Here is a 19,347-nt window from a genome sequence, read left to right as displayed (position 1 = left end):
ATGATGGCAGAGAGGTCACACCCGTTCCCATACCGAACACGGAAGTTAAGCTCTCTAGCGCCGATGGTAGTTGGGACCTTGTCCCTGTGAGAGTAGGACGTCGCCAAGCAACTAAAACACGAGTCAAATGACTCGTGTTTTTTCGTGTTTTATTTTATAATCCATAGTAATAAAAAAATGTGTTTAAAGTATTAATATTTTGATTAAATACAGGAGAATGTGGCTAGGATAGTGAATAAGCAAAAGAGTTGCAAATTTTATTAATACGTATATAATTAAAGTCAAAGATAGTCAAAGTCAATAAAGGTGGCGGATAAATGAGAAATATATCTGATATCATTGAGCAATATCTAAAGCAAGTTATTGACTTAAGCAATAATAATGTGATTGAAATTAAGAGAAATGAGATTGCGGATCGGTTCGAGTGCGTACCATCTCAAATCAATTATGTAATCAATACCCGTTTTACGTTAGAAAGAGGATTTGTAGTAGAAAGTAAACGTGGTGGAGGAGGTTACATTCGCATTATAAAAGTCAAACTGCATGACGATATAGACATTATTGATCAAATGCTTCATATGATTGATCATAGTGTTGCGCAAGGGAATGCAGAAAGCATGATTATACGTTTAATAGAAGAGGGAATCATAACAAATCGTGAAGCGAAACTGATGTTAAGCGTAATAGATCGTTCTGTATTATCAATGGATGTTCCTTCTCGAGATGAACTTAGGGCTCGAATATTATGCGCAATGTTAAGAACACTGAAATATAAATAAATATAGCTTTTGTAAAAGAATGATGACTAAGATAAAGCAGTTAAATGTTATAGAAGTTTTGAAAAAGAACATGCACTTTTATTTAAACGGATTCAGGAAAGCGAACAATCTAGTAATGTATGAAAAGTATCATGAGATAGAGCGTTCCTGTTGTAAAGGTGGGGATAGTGATGACTTGTCAAAACTGTAATATAAGACCAGCGACTTTACATTATACAAAAGTAATTAACGAGAAGAAGGCGGAAGTTCATCTTTGTGAGCAATGTGCAGAGCAAAGTGGCTATACGTCTTTCTTTCAATCATCGCAGTCTAACTTTTCATTTCATGATTTATTCGCTGGTTTATTACACGGTGAATCAACAATGTTTGAAGAAGGAAAAAATGGATTTTCAAATGCAAATATAGTAAGATGCCCAGATTGTAAGATGACATATGAACAATTTACAAAAGTGGGACGTTTTGGCTGTTCTTCTTGCTACGATACATTTAAGGAGCATTTAAAGCCACTATTAAAACGTCTTCATGGTGGGCATACAGATCATTGTGGAAAAATTCCGGAACGTATAGAAGGAAATATCCACTTAAAGAAAGAATTAGATGAACTAAAACTCATTCTGAAACAATGCGTACAGAAAGAGGAATTTGAGAAAGCTGCAGAGGTAAGAGATAAGATTCGAGGTCTTGAAATACATCTTAGTGAGCATAGAGAGGGGGAATAGTTCTATGTCACTGGACAAAATTATGAATGAAGCGATTAGTCCATGGATGAAGGGGGATGGCCCTGATTCTGATATTGTTTTAAGTAGTCGAATTCGTTTGGCTCGTAATTTTAAACAATATCAATTTTCTACTATGCAAAACGAAGAAGAAGCTAAACAGATTCATGAATTATTTAAAAAGAAATTTATAAATAAAGCAGTAGGGTCCTTTGGGGAGTTTGGACTATTAAAGATGAATGAATTAACCCCTCTTCAAAGGAGAGTTTTAGTCGAAAAGCATTTAATTAGTCCAAATCTTGCAGGGACAGAATATGGAGCATGTCTACTATCAGAAAGTGAACATATTAGTGTTATGCTTAATGAAGAAGACCATATTCGGATTCAGTGCCTATTTTCAGGATTACAGTTATCAGAGGCGCTTCAAAGCGCCAATCAAATAGATAATTGGATTGAGAAAGAAGTTGAATACGCTTTTGATGAATCACTTGGATATATTACAAGCTGTCCTACTAATGTTGGCACAGGGTTAAGAGCTTCTGTGATGATTCATTTACCGGGACTGGTTTTAACAAAAAGAATTAGCCGTATTATACAAGTAATTCAAAAATTAGGGTTAGTAGTAAGAGGAATATACGGTGAAGGTAGCGAAGCGTTAGGTAATATATTTCAAGTGTCAAATCAAATGACGCTAGGAAAGTCTGAAGAAGATATTATTGCAGATTTAAAAGGTGTCATTCAACAAATTATACAGCAAGAAAAAATGGCTAGAGAATTAATTGTACAAAATTCAAGTATTGAACTTGAAGATAAGGTTTATCGTTCTTACGGCATACTAGCAAACAGTCGTTTAATTCAATCTGCAGAAGCTGCTAATTGCTTATCAGATGTACGACTTGGTATTGATCTAGGATATATAAAAGGTATATCGAGAAATATTTTGACGGAGTTAATGGTTCTTACTCAACCGGGCATTTTACAACAATACGCAGGAGGACCTTTAGGGCCAGAAGAAAGAGATTATCGAAGATCAACCTTAATCCGTGAGCGATTACGTATTGAAAAAAACTAAGCGCAAGTAGGAGGCGATTTCTATGATGTTTGGAAGATTTACAGAAAGAGCACAGAAAGTATTAGCTTTATCTCAAGAGGAAGCCATTCGTATTGGGCATAATAATATTGGAACAGAACATATTTTACTTGGGCTTGTACGCGAAGGTGAAGGAATTGCAGCAAAAGCGTTAATTGCTCTTGGATTAAGTCCAGAGAAAGTTCAAAAAGAAGTAGAAGCGTTAATTGGGCGTGGAACAGAAGCTTCTCAAACTGTACATTATACACCTCGTGCCAAAAAGGTTATTGAATTATCTATGGATGAAGCGCGTAAGCTAGGCCATTCTTACGTTGGAACAGAACACATTTTACTCGGTTTAATCCGTGAAGGTGAAGGTGTAGCGGCACGTGTTTTAAATAATTTAGGTGTAAGTTTAAATAAAGCGAGACAACAAGTGTTACAACTTCTTGGAAGTAATGAAGCTAGTTCAGGTCATCAAGGTGGTTCAGCAACAAATGCAAATACACCGACACTTGACAGTTTAGCAAGGGACTTAACAGTTGTTGCACGTGAAAATCGCTTAGACCCTGTTATTGGACGTGGTAAAGAAATTCAACGTGTAATTGAGGTGTTAAGCCGTAGAACGAAAAACAACCCAGTATTAATCGGTGAGCCTGGTGTAGGTAAAACGGCAATTGCAGAAGGATTAGCACAGCAAATTGTAAATAATGAAGTTCCTGAAACTTTAAGAGATAAGCGTGTTATGACACTAGACATGGGTACAGTAGTAGCTGGAACGAAATATCGCGGTGAATTTGAAGACCGTTTAAAGAAAGTGATGGATGAAATTCGCCAAGCAGGCAATATTATTCTATTTATTGATGAGCTTCATACATTAATTGGTGCAGGTGGAGCAGAAGGTGCAATCGATGCATCGAATATTTTAAAACCATCTTTAGCACGAGGAGAGTTACAATGTATTGGAGCGACAACTTTAGATGAGTATCGCAAATATATTGAAAAAGACGCGGCTTTAGAAAGACGTTTTCAACCAATTCATGTTGATGAGCCAAGTTTAGAAGAATCGATTCAAATCTTGAAAGGTTTACGTGACCGTTATGAGGCGCATCACCGTGTATCTATTACAGATGACGCTATTGATGCAGCTGTAAAACTTTCAGATCGTTATATTACAGATCGCTTTTTACCGGATAAAGCAATTGATTTAATTGATGAAGCTGCTTCAAAAGTTCGCTTACGTTCTTATACAACACCACCAAACTTAAAAGAGCTTGAAGTGAAGCTTGAGGAGATTCGAAAAGAAAAAGATGCGGCTGTACAAAGTCAAGAATTTGAAAAGGCTGCATCTTTACGTGATATGGAACAACGCTTACGAGAGAAGTTAGAAGATACAAAACGTCAATGGAAAGAGCAACAAGGAAAAGAAAATTCAGAGGTTACGGTAGAAGATATTGCAAATGTCGTTTCTACATGGACGCGTATCCCAGTTTCTAAACTTGCACAAACAGAGACTGATAAATTATTAAACTTAGAATCCATTCTTCATGATCGTTTAATTGGTCAAGATGAAGCGGTAGTAGCTGTAGCAAAAGCTGTTCGTCGTGCGAGAGCAGGATTAAAAGATCCGAAGCGCCCAATTGGTTCATTTATTTTCTTAGGGCCAACAGGTGTAGGTAAAACAGAACTTGCAAGAGCACTAGCAGAATCTATGTTCGGTGATGAAGATGCAATGATTCGCATCGATATGTCAGAGTACATGGAGAAGCATTCTACTTCCCGTTTAGTTGGTTCTCCTCCAGGATATGTTGGATATGAAGAAGGTGGACAATTAACAGAGAAAGTTCGTCGCAAGCCATATTCAGTTGTCTTATTAGATGAGGTAGAGAAAGCTCATCCGGATGTGTTTAATATTTTACTACAAGTATTAGAAGATGGTCGTTTAACCGATTCTAAAGGACGTACAGTAGATTTCCGTAATACAATTGTTATTATGACATCTAACGTTGGGGCAGATGCATTAAAACGTAATAAGTATCTTGGATTTAACGTACAAGATGAGAGCCGCGATTATTCGGATATGAAAGGTAAAGTAATGGATGAACTGAAAAAAGCATTTCGTCCAGAATTCTTAAACCGTATTGATGAAATTATCGTATTCCATATGCTTGAGAAAAAACATATTCAAGAAATAGTAACTCTTATGGTAAATCAGTTAGTGAATCGCTTAAAAGAACAAGAAATCGAATTGCAATTAACAGAAGGGGCAATTTCTGCTATTGCTGATAAAGGATTTGATCGTGAGTACGGTGCTCGTCCGCTTCGTAGGGCAATTCAGAAGCATGTAGAAGATAGACTATCTGAAGAACTTTTAAAAGGTGCTATTGAGAAAGGACAAAAAGTTATCTTTGATGTAGAAGGAGAATCATTTGTCATTCATAGTGCGGAAAAGGTAAAATAAGTATAGACAAACAAAGAGGGCTACGCGATAGCCCTCTTTCTTGTACGAGAAGGATAAACGTTTATAGACGAAAGTGAAGTGAACTATAAAAAGGTATGGCTAAAAAGAAAACGAAATTTATATGTCAAGAATGTGGTTATCAGTCACCGAAATATATGGGTAAATGTCCCGGATGTGGTCAATGGAATACACTTGTTGAAGAGATGGAACCAGTTGTATCATCAAGGCGCCTTAATTACGCGAATGCAATTCAAACGGAAGTAACAAAACCAAGACGTCTTACTGAAGTAGAAACAAAGTCTGAGGCACGTATTGAAACGGAATTTCAAGAGTTTAACCGTGTGCTTGGTGGCGGAATTGTAGATGGGTCCTTAGTACTTATTGGTGGAGACCCTGGGATTGGAAAATCAACATTACTATTACAGATTTCATCGCAATTAGCAGATTCTTCATATGATGTATTATACATATCGGGTGAGGAGTCGGCAAAGCAGATTAAACTTCGTGCAGATCGTTTGCATGTAAAGGGTAGCAATCTATTTGTTGTAGCAGAGACAGACTTGCAGCGTATTGCAGCACATATTGAAGAAATGAATCCAGCTTTTGTTGTTATTGATTCTATTCAAACGATACATTTACCTGAAGTGACGTCAGCACCAGGAAGTGTGGCACAAGTACGTGAATGTACAGCGGAATTAATGAAACTTGCAAAAACAAAAGGAATTCCTATTTTCATCGTCGGGCATGTGACAAAAGAAGGAGCAATTGCAGGACCTCGTATGTTAGAACATATGGTCGATGCAGTTCTCTACTTTGAGGGAGATCGACACCATACGTATCGTATTTTACGAGCTGTGAAGAACCGTTTTGGTTCCACGAATGAAATGGGTATCTTTGAAATGAAAGAGCTTGGTCTTGCGGAAGTTTTAAATCCTTCTGAAATCTTCCTTGAGGAAAGGCCGGTTGGTGTTGCAGGGTCAACGGTAGTTGCTTCAATGGAAGGAACAAGACCGGTTTTAGTAGAAATACAAGCTTTAATCTCCCCTACTAGTTTTGGAAATCCTCGAAGAATGGCGACGGGAATTGATCATAACCGTGTTTCGCTTATTATGGCAGTATTAGAAAAAAGAACAGGCTTACTATTGCAAAATCAAGATGCATATTTAAAAGTAGCTGGTGGTTTGAAATTAGATGAACCGGCAATTGATTTAGCAGTGGCTTTAAGTATAGCCTCAAGTTTTAGGGATAAATCTACGGCACCAACCGATGCAGTAATAGGAGAAGTAGGATTAACTGGAGAAATAAGAAGAGTATCAAGAATCGAACAACGTGTACAAGAAGCGGCTAAATTAGGATTTCAACGTGTTATTATTCCTAGAAAAAACTTAGGAGGATGGACAATTCCAGATGGGATTGAGGTTGTAGGTGTTTCTAATTTAGGAGAAGCGCTTCGTTTGACATTAGGAGGCTAGGCTATGGAAGAAAATAAGCAACGTGTCAAAAGTATGATTAATATTTTACAGCTCGTGGCCCCAGGGACACCACTGCGCGAAGGGATAGATAATGTACTTCGCGCACAAACAGGAGGACTAATTGTTCTTGGATATAATGAGCAGATTAAAAGTATTGTTGATGGCGGTTTTCACATTAATTGTGCATTCTCTCCTGCTAGTTTATATGAATTAGCAAAAATGGACGGGGCACTTATTTTAAATGAAACGGGAAGTAAAATTTTAATAGCAAATGCACAGTTAGTTCCAGAGGCATCTATTGATTCTATTGAAACAGGCATGCGTCACCGAACAGCAGAACGTGTAGCGAAGCAGACGGGTAGCCTTGTTGTAGCTATTTCACAAAGACGTAACGTAATTACGCTATATCAAGGGAACTTACGTTATACACTAAAAGATATAGGGGTTATTTTAACAAAGGCAAATCAAGCTATTCAAACGTTAGAAAAATATAAGGCTGTATGGAATGATGGTATTACGAATTTGGGTATTCTAGAATTTGAAGAGGTCGTTACAATGTCCGAGGTCGTTCACGTTTTACATAGTGTTGAAATGGTACTGCGTATTAAAAATGAAATACTGAGCTATATTCATGAGCTAGGAACAGAAGGTAGGTTAATCCGTTTACAACTTACAGAACTACTAGCTGATTTAGAGGCAGAGGCAGCATTATTAATCAAAGATTATCACCAAGAAAAAACACAAGACCATCATCAAATTTTGAAAAAGTTGCAGGACCTTGCAAATACACAACTTTTAGAGGATAGTGATTTAGTTAAATTACTTGGCTACCCAGGGCAAACGAGTTTAGAAGAAAGTGTGACGCCAAGGGGATATCGAATCACAAGCAAAATCTCTCGTGTTCCGCCACTTATCATTGAAAATTTAATTAATCGATTCAAAACGTTGCAAGGTGTTTGTCGCGCGACTATTCATGAATTGGATGATGTGGAAGGAATTGGAGAAGTAAGGGCGAAGAAAATACGAGAAGGCTTAAAAAGAATTCAAGAGCATCTCTATATGAGTAGACACAATTAAGAATATTACATTGATTCCATAATATAACGACACTAGAACATTTTTGGTATATGATATGATATATTGGTAAATAAAACTATTTATAAAAAAACACGTCCGCTTTTGCATTCGGCGTTTTGATTAGCGAAACAATGGTTAATAATGAGTAGGAGGTGGTTGGATGTTAAAACGGATCGTACAGCTCTTCTTTCTAGTAATCGGGGGAGCGTTAGGGATTTACTTAATCCCAAAAGTTATTAATGTATTAGACATCGGTGCTGTTCCTTTATTGGAAGGATCGTATGTTCGTGCAATTATTGGTGCAATTATTTTATTTTTAACAACATTTTGGCTTGTAGATTATATTGTTCAACTTATTAAGCATATTGAAGAGGCTCTTGTAAAGGCGCCTGTAGCAGATGTTTTATTTGGTACATTAGGGTTAATCTCTGGTCTCATTGTTGCATATTTAATTTTAATACCAATTCGTGAATTTACAATTCCGGTTATTAGCACAGTATTGCAAGTGTTCTTTACTCTTTTACTTGGATATTTAGGATTCCAAGTAGGATTTAAAAAGAGGAATGAATTGCTAGGATTATTTACATTACCCCAACGCGGAGGTAAGAAGAAAAACAATAGTGAGAACGAAGAGATAGAGGTAGAAAAATCTACGGCTCATTGGAAAATTCTCGATACGAGTGTAATTATTGATGGACGTATTGCTGATATTTGCCAAACGAAGTTTTTAGAAGGAACAATTGTAATTCCACAATTCGTATTAGAAGAGCTTCAGCATATTGCCGACTCCTCTGATGCTTTAAAGCGTAATCGTGGTCGCAGAGGACTAGACATTTTAAATCGTATTCAAAAAGAGATGCCGATTCCGGTAGAAATTTATGAAGGCGATTTCGAGGATATCCAAGAGGTGGATAGCAAACTTGTAAAGTTAGCTAAAATCACCGGTGGAACTGTAGTAACAAATGATTTTAACTTAAACAAAGTTTCTGAATTACAAGGAGTAACGGTGTTAAACATTAATGATTTAGCTAATGCAATTAAACCAGTTGTACTCCCTGGCGAAGAATTAAGTGTTTATGTTGTGAAAGATGGTAAAGAGCAAAACCAAGGTGTTGCGTACTTAGATGATGGTACGATGATTGTAGTAGAAGATGGTAGAGAGTATGTAGGTTCGCAACTTAATGTACTAGTTACTAGCGTATTACAAACATCGGCTGGTCGTATGATTTTCGCAAAACGTAAATTATTAGAAAAAGCATTATAGGTAGAGGATTATTAATATGTATACATTAATTATTCCGGCAGCCGGTCAAGGAAAGCGGATGGGTGCTGGCAAAAATAAGTTGTTCTTACTTATAAATGAAGTACCGATTATCGTGCATACATTACGTGCTTTTGAAAGAGATAAGGCGTGCAAAAGTATTGTTATGGCAATTAACGAAGAGGAACGCCCGTATTTTGAAGAATTAATGCAGAAGTATCCGATTGAAAAACAGGTGCAATTTATTCAAGGTGGGGCTGAAAGACAAGATAGTGTATATAACGCGATTCAGCATGCAAGTGATGTGAAATACGTTCTTGTGCATGACGGAGCGCGCCCATTCGTAACGAATAAAGTGATTCAAGATGTATTAACAGCAGCAGAAAAATATGGGGCTTCCATTTGTGCAGTGCCAGTAAAGGATACAGTGAAGAAAGTAGAGCAAGGTGTTGTTGTCGAAACGGTAGAACGATCTCAGCTTAAGGCTGTACAAACACCGCAAGGGTTCTCTGTTTCGCTTTTGTTAGAAGCTCATAGAAGTGCAAAACAGAGCTGTTTTCTTGGTACAGATGATGCAAGTCTCGTAGAACGCATTGGTAAGCAAGTAGGTGTAGTAGAGGGGAGTTACTATAATATTAAAGTGACGACTCCAGAGGATTTACTAATTGCTGAAAGTTTCCTTCATGTTCAGAAAAAATAGCCGTGATGGTGTATAACAAAGGAAAGCTCGGCAATAGCCGGGCTTTTCTTTGTAAGGATATCGATATAATATAGAGTCATAAAGCTCAGTGGTTTAGCTCAAGGAGGATGTAAAGAATGTTTCGAATTGGACAAGGTTTTGATGTACATGAATTTGCGGAAGGTAGACCGTTAATTATCGGCGGAATTACAATTCCTCATGAGAAGGGATTAATCGGTCACTCAGATGCGGATGTATTGTTACATACGATTGCTGACGCATGTCTAGGAGCAATTGCAGCAGGAGATATTGGAAAGCATTTTCCTGATACTGATCCTGCCTTTAAAGATGCAGATTCAGCTATATTACTACAAAAGGTTTGGGAATTTGTACGCGAACAAGGTTACGAGCTAGGAAACCTAGATTGTACAATTATTGCTCAAAAGCCAAAAATGGCACCGCATATTGAAAGTATGCGTAAACGTATTAGTGAACTGTTAGAAACGTCTATAGATAACATTAATGTAAAGGCAACAACAACAGAAAAATTAGGATTTACAGGTAGAGAAGAAGGAATTGCTTCTCAAGCAGTGGTATTATTACAGAAAAAATAATGGTTTTTAATTCGTAAGATGGATAATCACATTTTTTTGTTGTACAATTATAGAATGTGTTGACATTAAGAATGGAAGGTGTACCAATTATGGAAAAGCAAGTGAGAGTGCGCTATGCGCCAAGTCCAACAGGACACTTACATATCGGAAATGCGCGTACGGCATTATTTAATTATTTATTTGCTCGTCATCAAGATGGTAAGTTTATTATTCGTATTGAAGATACTGATGTAAAACGTAATGTTGCAGGTGGAGAAGAAAGCCAATTAAAATACTTGAAATGGCTCGGTATGGACTGGGATGAAGGTGTTGATGTTGGTGGTGAATTCGGACCATATCGTCAAACAGAGCGTTTAGATATTTATAAAAAATTATATCTAGATTTATTAGAGCGTGGTTTAGCTTACAAATGTTATATGACAGAAGAAGAGCTGGAAGCAGAGCGTGAAGGACAAATTTCTCGTGGTGAAACACCTCGTTATGCAGGTAACCATCGTGATTTAACTGAAGAACAAATGAAAGAATTTGAAGCTGAGGGACGTATTCCAAGTATTCGTTTCCGTGTACCAGCTGATCGTGATTACACATTCAAAGACATCGTAAAAGATGAAGTTGCATTCCATTCAAATGATTTCGGTGATTTTGTTATCGTGAAAAAAGATGGAATTCCAACTTATAACTTTGCGGTAGCAGTAGATGATCACTTAATGGAGATTACACATGTGCTTCGTGGCGATGATCATATTTCAAATACGCCAAAACAAATGATGATTTATGAAGCTTTCGGTTGGGACATCCCACAATTCGGTCATATGACCCTAATTGTTAACGAAAGCCGTAAAAAGTTAAGTAAACGTGATGAATCTATTATTCAATTTATTGAGCAATATAAAGAGCTAGGATATCTTCCAGAAGCAATCTTTAACTTTATTGCACTACTAGGTTGGTCGCCGGTAGGAGAAGAAGAAATCTTCTCTAAAGATGAGTTCATCAAAATGTTCGATGCAGCTCGTTTATCAAAATCACCTGCATTATTTGATTCTCAAAAATTAAAATGGATGAACAACCAGTATATGAAAAAGCAAGATTTAGATACGGTTGTAGAGTTAAGTTTACCGCATTTAGTGAAAGCTGGACGTGTGGGCGAAACTTTAAGTGAACAAGAACAAGCTTGGATTCGTGATGTAATTGCTTTATATCATGACCAAATGAGTTTCGGAGCTGAAATCGTAGAGCTTTCTGAAATGTTCTTTAAAGATCATGTTGATTATGAAGAAGAAGGACAAGAAGTGTTAAATGGTGAACAGGTACCCGAAGTACTTCGTGCATTTGCTGGTCAAATAGAAGCTCTCGAAGCGATGGAGCCTGCAGCGATTAAGGCAGCTATTAAAGCAGTTCAAAAGGAAACAGGGCATAAAGGTAAAAACTTATTTATGCCAATCCGTGTTGCTACTACTGGTCAAACACATGGTCCAGAGCTTCCTAATGCGATTGCACTTCTTGGGAAAGAAAAAGTTTTAAATCGTCTTCAAAAAGTAATTGGTTAACATTTTCTAGGTTTAGAAATATAATAAGTATACTTAAAATCTAATAAGGAAAAGCGACGAGAAGGAGAAGTAGAAAATCAGGCTTTTTACAGAGAGAACCACCTTTAGGCTGGAAGTGGTTTATAAGCGGATTTTTGAAATGCCCCTTCGAGTCTTCTGCTGAACAACGAATTGTTTCGTGAAATGTCTTAGGGCGTAAAGTAAGCAGAAGCGGTGTACACCGTTATCATGGATGAGTTTGAGGCTTTTTTATTAGCCTAAACAGAGTGGAACCGCGCTTAAAAGGCGTCTCTGTCAATATGACAGAGGCGTCTTTTTTTATACCGTAAAAGTGGGTATAAGTATAAGTTTGATCTCCTTGTATAAAGATTTAGAGGATAAGTGGGGAGTTAAGGGAGTTAGTTCACTCGAAAAAGCAGCCCATAAAGGGGAGGGGACATCGATGTTTAAGAGGCTTCGGGAAGATATTGAAGTCGTTTTTGAACAGGATCCAGCGGCACGAAGTTATTTTGAAGTCATTTTGACTTACTCTGGATTACATGCAGTTTGGGCCCATCGAATTGCACATGCTTTTTATAAAAAGAATTTCTTTTTTATTGCACGTTGGATTTCACAAGTTAGTCGGTTTTTTACTGGCATTGAGATTCATCCAGGAGCAACAATTGGTCGTCATTTTTTCATTGACCATGGAATGGGGGTTGTAATTGGAGAAACGTGTGAGATTGGTGATAATGTAACAATTTATCAAGGTGTTACATTAGGTGGTACGGGAAAAGAAAAGGGAAAGAGGCACCCTACAATTCAGGATAATGTATTAATTGCAACAGGTGCTAAAGTACTAGGCTCAATTACTGTTGGAGAGAATTCTAAAATTGGAGCAGGATCCGTTGTATTAAAAGAAGTCCCTGCGCATTCTACAGTTGTAGGTATACCTGGCCGAGTCGTTATTCAAAATGGAGTGAAGATTGGTCAAGAGTTAAATCATTCCGATCTTCCGGATCCGATTTTTGATAAATTAAAGGTTATGGAAGCAGAACTTGATAAATTGAAAAAGCAACTTGAAGTAAAGGTAGAAAGGAAGGATAAAAATGACTATTCACATTTATAATACGCTAACACGTCAAAAGGAAGAGTTTATTCCATTAGAAGAAAATAAGGTAAAGATGTATGTTTGCGGTCCTACAGTATATAACTACATCCATATTGGGAATGCGAGACCCCCTATGGTGTTCGATACAGTACGCCGTTATTTAGAATACAAAGGGTACGAAGTGCAGTATGTATCTAACTTTACTGACGTAGATGATAAATTAATTAAAGCAGCAAATGAATTAGGTGAAGATGTACCGACAATTGCTGACCGTTTCGTTGAAGCATATTTTGAAGATGTAACCGCACTAGGTTGCAAACATGCAACAGTTCATCCGCGTGTAACAGAAAATATGGATATTATTATTGAATTTATTCAAGAACTTGTGAATAAAGGGTATGCATATGAATCAGAAGGTGATGTGTACTTTAGAACGAAAGAATTCGAAGGTTATGGTAAATTATCGCATCAGCCAATCGCTGATTTACGTCATGGTGCACGTATTGAAGTAGGAGAAAAGAAACAAGACCCTCTTGACTTTGCTTTATGGAAAGCTGCAAAAGAGGGAGAAATCTTCTGGGAAAGCCCTTGGGGGAAAGGACGTCCAGGGTGGCATATTGAATGCTCAGCGATGGCACGTAAGTACTTAGGGGATACAATTGACATTCATGCTGGTGGTCAAGACTTAGCATTTCCTCATCATGAAAATGAAATTGCGCAGTCCGAGGCGTTGACTGGAAAAACATTTGCACGTTACTGGATGCATAATGGATATATTAATATTGATAATGAGAAGATGTCTAAGTCACTTGGAAACTTCATTTTAGTTCACGATATCATTAAGCAATATGATCCACAGTTAATTAGATTCTTTATGCTATCAGTACATTACCGTCATCCAATTAACTTTAGTGAAGAGTTATTACAAAGTACGAATAACGGGCTAGAAAGAATTAAAACAGCTTACGGTAACTTAAAGCATCGTATGGAAAGTAGCGCAAATTTAACAGATCATAATGAGAAATGGTTAGCTGAGATGGAAAAATTCCAGGCTGCATTTGAAGAAGCAATGGATGATGACTTCAATACTGCTAATGCGATTACTGAATTATATAATGTAGCAAATCACGCAAATCAATATTTATTAGAAGAACATACTTCTAAAGTTGTAATTGAAGCATACGTGAAACAACTTGAAACATTATTCGATATTTTAGGATTAGAATTAGCAAAAGAAGAATTGCTTGATGAGGAAATTGAGGCGCTTATCCAAAAGCGTATTGAAGCTCGTAAAAATCGTGATTTCGCATTATCTGATCAAATTCGCGATGATTTAAAAGAACGTAATATTATTTTAGAAGATACCGCACAAGGTACAAGATGGAAAAGAGGATAAGAATGATTGATGCAAAGCAATTAAACAGCTTAGCGTTAGCATATATGGGTGATGCGGTATATGAACAATATATCCGCTATCACCTCCTTCAAAAAGGAAAGGTTCGTCCTAATCAATTACATCGCTTAGGGACGAGCTTTGTTTCGGCAAAAGCACAGGCGAAAGTTGTTTATCATTTATTAGAGACGTCATTTTTGACAGAGGAAGAAGAGGCGGTATTAAGAAGAGGGCGTAATGCAAATTCAGGTACCGTTCCGAAAAATACGGATGTACAAACATATCGACATAGTACAGCCTTTGAAGCGCTAATTGGTTATCATCACTTATTAAATAATCGTGAAAGATTAGACGAAATTGTATATAAGGCAATTACAGTTTTAGAAGAAAAGGAAGGGGGCACATCATCATGAGTAGTGAATATATTATCGGACGTAACCCTGTAATTGAAGCGTTACGATCAGGGAGAGATATTAATAAAATTTGGATCGCGGAAGGTGCTGCCAAAGGGCAAGTGCAGATTGTACTAGCATTAGCGAAAGAAAATAAGATTATTTTACAACATGCACCAAAGAAGAAGTTAGATCAATTAGTTGAGGGTAATCATCAAGGTGTAATTGCTCAAGTAGCTGCATACCAGTATGCTGAATTAGAAGATTTATTCAAAGTAGCAGAGAAACGTAATGAAGATCCATTTTTCTTAATCTTAGATGAAATTGAAGATCCGCATAACCTAGGTTCTATTATGCGTACTGCTGATGCTACAGGAGCTCATGGGGTTATTATTCCGAAAAGAAGGGCTGTAGGACTTACAGCATCAGTTGCGAAAGCATCAACAGGAGCAATTGAATATATTCCAGTTGCGCGCGTAACTAACTTATCTCGCACAATTGATGAATTGAAGGAACGCGGACTTTGGATTGCTGGTACAGATGCCAAAGGAAAAACGGATTACCGTAATTTAGATGGTAAAATGCCGATTGGATTAGTAATTGGTAGTGAAGGAAAAGGTATGAGTCGTATTATTGGTGAAAAGTGTGATTTCTTAATTACTTTACCGATGGTTGGTAAAGTTACATCCTTAAATGCTTCAGTAGCTGCAAGTTTGTTAATGTATGAGGTATATCGTAAACGTCACGAAATTGGTAAATAAAAAATGAACGATATTTTAATCGTTGACGGTTACAACATTATCGGAGCTTGGGGAGACTTGAAAAAACTACGGGATGTAGATTTGCAATCATCAAGAGACGCGCTTATTGATAAGATGGCGGATTATCAAGGATATACAGGAACGAAAGTAATGATAGTCTTTGATGCCTATACAGTCCACGGTATTGAAAAAAAGATGAAACAATCGCGAGTGGAAGTAATATTCACGCGCAAAAATCAAACTGCGGACGAAAAGATAGAGAAACTTGCGATTGAGCTTAGAAATATAAATACACAAATATATGTTGCGACTTCTGATTATACGGAACAATGGGTTATATTTGCGCAAGGTGCCCTTCGGAAATCTGCGCGTGAATTAGAGTTAGAAGTACAAGCGATGGAACAACAAGTAAGAAGACGTACAAAAGACACGAAAGAAAAACAACCTGCCATGCGAAAGATATTTAGTGAGGATATTACAGAAAAATTAGAAAAATTAAGAAGAGGAGAGCGTTGAAGCATTGACGCTCTTTGTCTTTTTACTGTATAATATTGCTAAATAAATAGCGGTCGGAGGGATCAAGGTGGAAGCAGGCTTCGTAAGTGTAGGCGACGTTACATTTCGTGATTTAGAGGATGAGGCAATCGTTGAGTTAGTTCGAAAAGGTAATACTGACGCTCTAGAATATTTAATTCATAAATATAAGAACTTTGTTCGCGCGAAATCAAGATCTTATTTCTTAGTGGGTGCCGATCGAGAAGATATTGTTCAAGAAGGTATGATTGGATTGTTTAAAGCAATTCGTGATTATAAAGAGGACAAGCTGTCTTCGTTCAAAGCATTTGCTGAACTGTGTATTACTCGACAAATTATTACCGCTATTAAAACAGCAACAAGACAAAAACATATTCCTTTAAATTCGTATGTGTCTTTAGATAAGCCGATTTACGATGAGGAATCTGATCGAACGTTATTGGATGTTATTTCCGAAGCGAAGGTGACTGATCCTGAAGAGATGATCATTAGTCAAGAAGAATATACCGACATAGAGTCTAAAATATCTGAATTATTAAGCGATTTAGAAAGGAAAGTACTTTCTTTATACTTAGATGGCCGCTCTTATCAAGAGATTTCGGAACAGTTAAATAGACATGTGAAATCTATTGATAACGCTTTACAGCGGGTGAAGAGAAAATTGGAACGATATATGGAAATGAGAGAGAGTACAACTTTAAATTCATAGAAAGTAACGCAGGTGTAAATTAATTCACCTGTTTTCTTTTTGTAACGAGAGTGAGAGTCATGACATTGACATTGTCTTTTGTTGTATGATACATTTTTAGGGACATAATGTTACAAGGCTGGTGTAACTAATGAGGAAAAAAGTTGTACTCTCATGTGAAGAGTGTAAAAATCGAAACTACTCTACGATGAAAGATACGAGCTCAGTAGAGCGACTTGAGATAAAGAAGTTTTGTAAAACATGCAATAAGCATACAGTTCACAAGGAAACAAAATAAATAATACACTGGAGGTCCCGCAGATGCGTTTAACGAACTTTTTCGGCGATGTAGGTCGCGAAATGAAAAAAGTAAGTTGGCCTAAAAAAGATGAATTACTCCGCTCAACAGCGACTGTTATCGCTACAGTTGTGTTCTTTGCGATTTTCTTCGCAGTAGTTGATATGGGCATTTCTTCTTTAATTCGGTTAATTCTTGGTTAATTCTTGAATAAGAAGCACTTATCCATGATATAATGTTATTTATAAGAACTGTGTAAAAGCCCGGTGAACGGGTTTTTTCATTTGCGCAAAAAAATGTACGTCAGGGAGGGAAGGACGCTCGTCCTAAATGAATGGAAAAAAGTTGGTATGTTGTCCATACTTATTCTGGATATGAAAATAAAGTAAAGGCAAACCTAGAGAAACGTGTAGAATCAATGGGTATGCAAGATAAAATTTTCCGTGTTGTTGTCCCAGAAGAAGTAGAAGTAGAAATGAAAAATGGTAAAGAAAAAATAATGAAAAGAAAAGTGTTCCCAGGTTACGTGTTAGTGGAACTAATCATGACTGATGACTCTTGGTATGTTGTTCGTAATACACCGGGTGTAACAGGTTTTGTTGGTTCTTCAGGTTCTGGATCTAAACCATCTCCTCTATTAGAAGAGGAAGTTGTTACCATTATGAAGCATATGGGAATGGACAATGAAGTGGTTGATTTCGACTTTGAACTTCATGAGACAGTACGTGTAAATGAGGGACCATTCGCAGATTATACAGGTGCTATTGAAGAAATTGATGTGGAGAAGAAAAAAGTTAGTGTGCTTGTAGATATGTTTGGTCGCGAGACTCCAGTTGAACTTGACTTCCATCAAATTGAAAAATTATAAAATGAAACTTGAAATGAATTGTAAAAAGTGATAATATCTTTTAAGTCAGTACGTCTTCGTTATCGGAGACGTTTTTTGAAAGATTTTATCGTTACAGATAAAATATGACGTGGGAGGGCAAATCACTGTCCAATTGACCACATCACGGACTTAAGGAGGTGTGTCTCGTGGCTAAAAAGGTAATTAAAATGGTAAAGCTTCAAATTCCTGCAGGTAAAGCTAACCCAGCTCCACCAGTTGGTCCAGCATTAGGACAAGCAGGTGTTAACATCATGGGCTTCTGTAAAGAGTTTAACGCTCGTACAGCAGATCAAGCTGGTCTTATCATCCCTGTTGAAATTACGGTATTTGAGGACCGTTCATTCACTTTCATTACTAAAACTCCTCCTGCTGCTGTTCTTCTTAAGAAAGTAGCTGGTATTGAGTCTGGTTCTGGTGAACCAAACCGTAATAAAGTGGCAACTGTTAAGCGTGATAAAGTACGCGAAATCGCTGAAACTAAAATGCCTGACCTAAACGCTGCTAGCGTAGAAGCTGCAATGCGTATGGTTGAAGGTACTGCACGCAGTATGGGCATCGTTATCGAAGACTAATTCGATTTGTTTTTAAAAAAGGTTGCGGGTCTGGAATTCCAATTCGCAACCTTTATTATCGTAAATGATTATCGTTTTTTAAAATAAAAGGATGGCGCGCATCCTCAGGTTATCCCTGGAAAAAAAGCGTAAACGTGGGAGGTTATTCCGCTAAAACCACATTCGAGGAGGAAATAAAAATGGCTAAAAGAGGTAAAAAGTACGTAGAAGCTGCGAAGCTTGTTGATCGTGCAACTGCTTACTCTGCAACAGAAGCAGTAGAATTAGTAAAGAAAACAAACACAGCTAAATTTGATGCAACTGTAGAAGCTGCATTCCGTTTAGGTGTTGACCCTAAGAAAGCTGACCAACAAATTCGTGGCGCAGTTGTTCTTCCACACGGTACTGGTAAAGTACAACGTGTATTAGTATTCGCTAAAGGCGAAAAAGCAAAAGAAGCTGAAGCTGCTGGCGCTGAATTCGTAGGCGATGCTGATTACATCGGTAAAATCCAACAAGGTTGGTTCGATTTCGATGTAGTAGTAGCAACTCCTGACATGATGGGTGAAGTTGGTAAACTTGGTCGCGTATTAGGACCTAAAGGTTTAATGCCAAACCCTAAAACTGGAACGGTTACTTTCGATGTAACTAAAGCTGTTAACGAAATCAAAGCTGGTAAAGTTGAATACCGCGTTGATAAAGCTGGTAACATCCACGTTCCAATCGGTAAAGTATCTTTCGAAGATGCTAAACTAGTAGAAAACTTCAAAACAATTGCTGACACGCTACAAAAAGCTAAGCCAGCTGCTGCAAAAGGTACTTACATGAAGAATGCAACTGTTGCTTCTACAATGGGACCTGGCGTACGCGTAGACGTTTCTACACTTGCGTAAAAATTGGAAGTTGACTTCATAAAGAAGTTTTAATATAATCATTTATGTTGTGAATTTAAATAGTGTACCGTAGACAGTAGGTGTCATTCGACTTAATTTCCTACCTAGGTGTTAATATACGAAGCGGAATCTTTTTTCTGTGACTATATGCCTCCATGTCTACAAGTTGGGCATGGAGGTTTT

At 37.3% G+C, this 19,347-nt stretch carries 21 protein-coding genes, 1 rRNA gene and 2 other annotated features (1 of these 24 cut by a window edge); all 22 genes read left to right on the top strand.

What is annotated here, in order from left to right; all coding sequences use genetic code 11:
- Window positions 1-109, top strand: a 5S ribosomal RNA gene (rrf, locus tag ACS2MN_RS28730); the annotation flags it as partial.
- Window positions 110-317: 208 nt separating this feature from the next.
- Window positions 318-779, top strand: coding sequence for a transcriptional regulator CtsR (gene ctsR, locus ACS2MN_RS28725; protein ID WP_001244560.1), 462 nt, complete (start codon window positions 318-320; stop codon window positions 777-779).
- Window positions 780-949: 170 nt separating this feature from the next.
- Window positions 950-1,498 carry a UvrB/UvrC motif-containing protein gene (locus ACS2MN_RS28720; RefSeq protein WP_000128388.1) on the top strand — a complete coding sequence of 183 codons (549 nt, stop codon included), beginning with the start codon at window positions 950-952 and terminating at the stop codon, window positions 1,496-1,498.
- Window positions 1,499-1,502: 4 nt separating this feature from the next.
- Window positions 1,503-2,567 carry a protein arginine kinase gene (locus tag ACS2MN_RS28715; RefSeq protein ID WP_000050835.1) on the top strand — a complete coding sequence of 355 codons (1,065 nt, stop codon included), beginning with the start codon at window positions 1,503-1,505 and terminating at the stop codon, window positions 2,565-2,567.
- 22 nt (window positions 2,568-2,589) lie between these two features.
- Window positions 2,590-5,025 carry an ATP-dependent protease ATP-binding subunit ClpC gene (clpC, locus tag ACS2MN_RS28710; RefSeq protein WP_000971171.1) on the top strand — a complete coding sequence of 812 codons (2,436 nt, stop codon included), beginning with the start codon at window positions 2,590-2,592 and terminating at the stop codon, window positions 5,023-5,025.
- A gap of 95 nt (window positions 5,026-5,120) precedes the next feature.
- On the top strand, window positions 5,121-6,497 hold the full coding sequence (gene radA, locus ACS2MN_RS28705; protein WP_001085199.1) for a DNA repair protein RadA: 1,377 nt from the start codon (window positions 5,121-5,123) through the stop codon (window positions 6,495-6,497).
- 3 nt (window positions 6,498-6,500) lie between these two features.
- Window positions 6,501-7,574, top strand: a complete 1,074-nt coding sequence (gene disA / locus ACS2MN_RS28700; RefSeq protein WP_000392164.1) for a DNA integrity scanning diadenylate cyclase DisA — start codon at window positions 6,501-6,503, stop codon at window positions 7,572-7,574.
- Window positions 7,575-7,734: 160 nt separating this feature from the next.
- Window positions 7,735-8,838, top strand: coding sequence for a PIN/TRAM domain-containing protein (locus ACS2MN_RS28695; protein ID WP_000919680.1), 1,104 nt, complete (start codon window positions 7,735-7,737; stop codon window positions 8,836-8,838).
- A 16-nt stretch (window positions 8,839-8,854) separates the two neighbouring features.
- Entirely contained in the window at window positions 8,855-9,535 is a 681-nt protein-coding gene (gene ispD / locus ACS2MN_RS28690) for a 2-C-methyl-D-erythritol 4-phosphate cytidylyltransferase (protein WP_088054621.1), read from the top strand.
- A 116-nt stretch (window positions 9,536-9,651) separates the two neighbouring features.
- Entirely contained in the window at window positions 9,652-10,128 is a 477-nt protein-coding gene (ispF, locus tag ACS2MN_RS28685) for a 2-C-methyl-D-erythritol 2,4-cyclodiphosphate synthase (protein ID WP_000488380.1), read from the top strand.
- Between the two features lie 89 nt (window positions 10,129-10,217).
- A complete protein-coding gene (gene gltX, locus ACS2MN_RS28680; RefSeq protein WP_000415160.1) occupies window positions 10,218-11,675 on the top strand; it encodes a glutamate--tRNA ligase in 1,458 nt (485 codons plus the stop codon).
- A gap of 47 nt (window positions 11,676-11,722) precedes the next feature.
- Window positions 11,723-11,971: a binding site (T-box leader), on the top strand.
- Between the two features lie 146 nt (window positions 11,972-12,117).
- On the top strand, window positions 12,118-12,783 hold the full coding sequence (cysE, locus tag ACS2MN_RS28675; protein WP_000476498.1) for a serine O-acetyltransferase: 666 nt from the start codon (window positions 12,118-12,120) through the stop codon (window positions 12,781-12,783).
- Complete coding sequence (gene cysS / locus ACS2MN_RS28670) at window positions 12,764-14,161, top strand: cysteine--tRNA ligase (RefSeq protein WP_000152262.1); 1,398 nt, start codon at window positions 12,764-12,766, stop codon at window positions 14,159-14,161. The genes cysE and cysS overlap by 20 nt, the downstream gene beginning before the upstream one ends.
- A 2-nt stretch (window positions 14,162-14,163) precedes the next feature.
- The gene (locus ACS2MN_RS28665) at window positions 14,164-14,571 is read left to right on the top strand and encodes a Mini-ribonuclease 3 (RefSeq protein ID WP_000564266.1); all 408 of its coding nucleotides are present in this window, start codon (window positions 14,164-14,166) and stop codon (window positions 14,569-14,571) included.
- Window positions 14,568-15,311: a 23S rRNA (guanosine(2251)-2'-O)-methyltransferase RlmB gene (gene rlmB, locus ACS2MN_RS28660; RefSeq protein ID WP_000093761.1), complete on the top strand. Its 744-nt coding sequence runs from the start codon at window positions 14,568-14,570 to the stop codon at window positions 15,309-15,311. Before ACS2MN_RS28665 ends, rlmB begins: the two co-directional genes overlap by 4 nt.
- Window positions 15,312-15,314: 3 nt before the next feature.
- Window positions 15,315-15,827, top strand: coding sequence for an NYN domain-containing protein (locus ACS2MN_RS28655; protein ID WP_000997879.1), 513 nt, complete (start codon window positions 15,315-15,317; stop codon window positions 15,825-15,827).
- A gap of 67 nt (window positions 15,828-15,894) precedes the next feature.
- Window positions 15,895-16,554: an RNA polymerase sporulation sigma factor SigH gene (locus ACS2MN_RS28650; RefSeq protein WP_000387198.1), complete on the top strand. Its 660-nt coding sequence runs from the start codon at window positions 15,895-15,897 to the stop codon at window positions 16,552-16,554.
- Window positions 16,555-16,684: 130 nt separating this feature from the next.
- Window positions 16,685-16,831 carry a 50S ribosomal protein L33 gene (gene rpmG, locus ACS2MN_RS28645; RefSeq protein WP_012260172.1) on the top strand — a complete coding sequence of 49 codons (147 nt, stop codon included), beginning with the start codon at window positions 16,685-16,687 and terminating at the stop codon, window positions 16,829-16,831.
- Window positions 16,832-16,854: 23 nt separating this feature from the next.
- A complete protein-coding gene (gene secE / locus ACS2MN_RS28640; RefSeq protein WP_001241321.1) occupies window positions 16,855-17,034 on the top strand; it encodes a preprotein translocase subunit SecE in 180 nt (59 codons plus the stop codon).
- 131 nt (window positions 17,035-17,165) lie between these two features.
- A complete protein-coding gene (nusG, locus tag ACS2MN_RS28635) occupies window positions 17,166-17,699 on the top strand; it encodes a transcription termination/antitermination protein NusG (protein ID WP_000415793.1) in 534 nt (177 codons plus the stop codon).
- A gap of 167 nt (window positions 17,700-17,866) precedes the next feature.
- Window positions 17,867-18,292 (top strand): 50S ribosomal protein L11, encoded by a 426-nt coding sequence (rplK, locus tag ACS2MN_RS28630; RefSeq protein ID WP_001085872.1) that lies wholly within the window; start codon window positions 17,867-17,869, stop codon window positions 18,290-18,292.
- Window positions 18,293-18,471: 179 nt separating this feature from the next.
- Window positions 18,472-19,164, top strand: coding sequence for a 50S ribosomal protein L1 (rplA, locus tag ACS2MN_RS28625; RefSeq protein ID WP_002093855.1), 693 nt, complete (start codon window positions 18,472-18,474; stop codon window positions 19,162-19,164).
- Between the two features lie 49 nt (window positions 19,165-19,213).
- Window positions 19,214-19,347, top strand: a sequence feature (ribosomal protein L10 leader region); it runs 11 nt beyond the window's last position.

This window comes from Bacillus cereus group sp. BceL062 (assembly GCF_051780025.1).
In the GTDB taxonomy this organism is placed as follows: Bacteria; Bacillota; Bacilli; order Bacillales; family Bacillaceae_G; genus Bacillus_A; species Bacillus_A toyonensis.
This window is presented reverse-complemented; position numbering and strand designations above follow the sequence as displayed.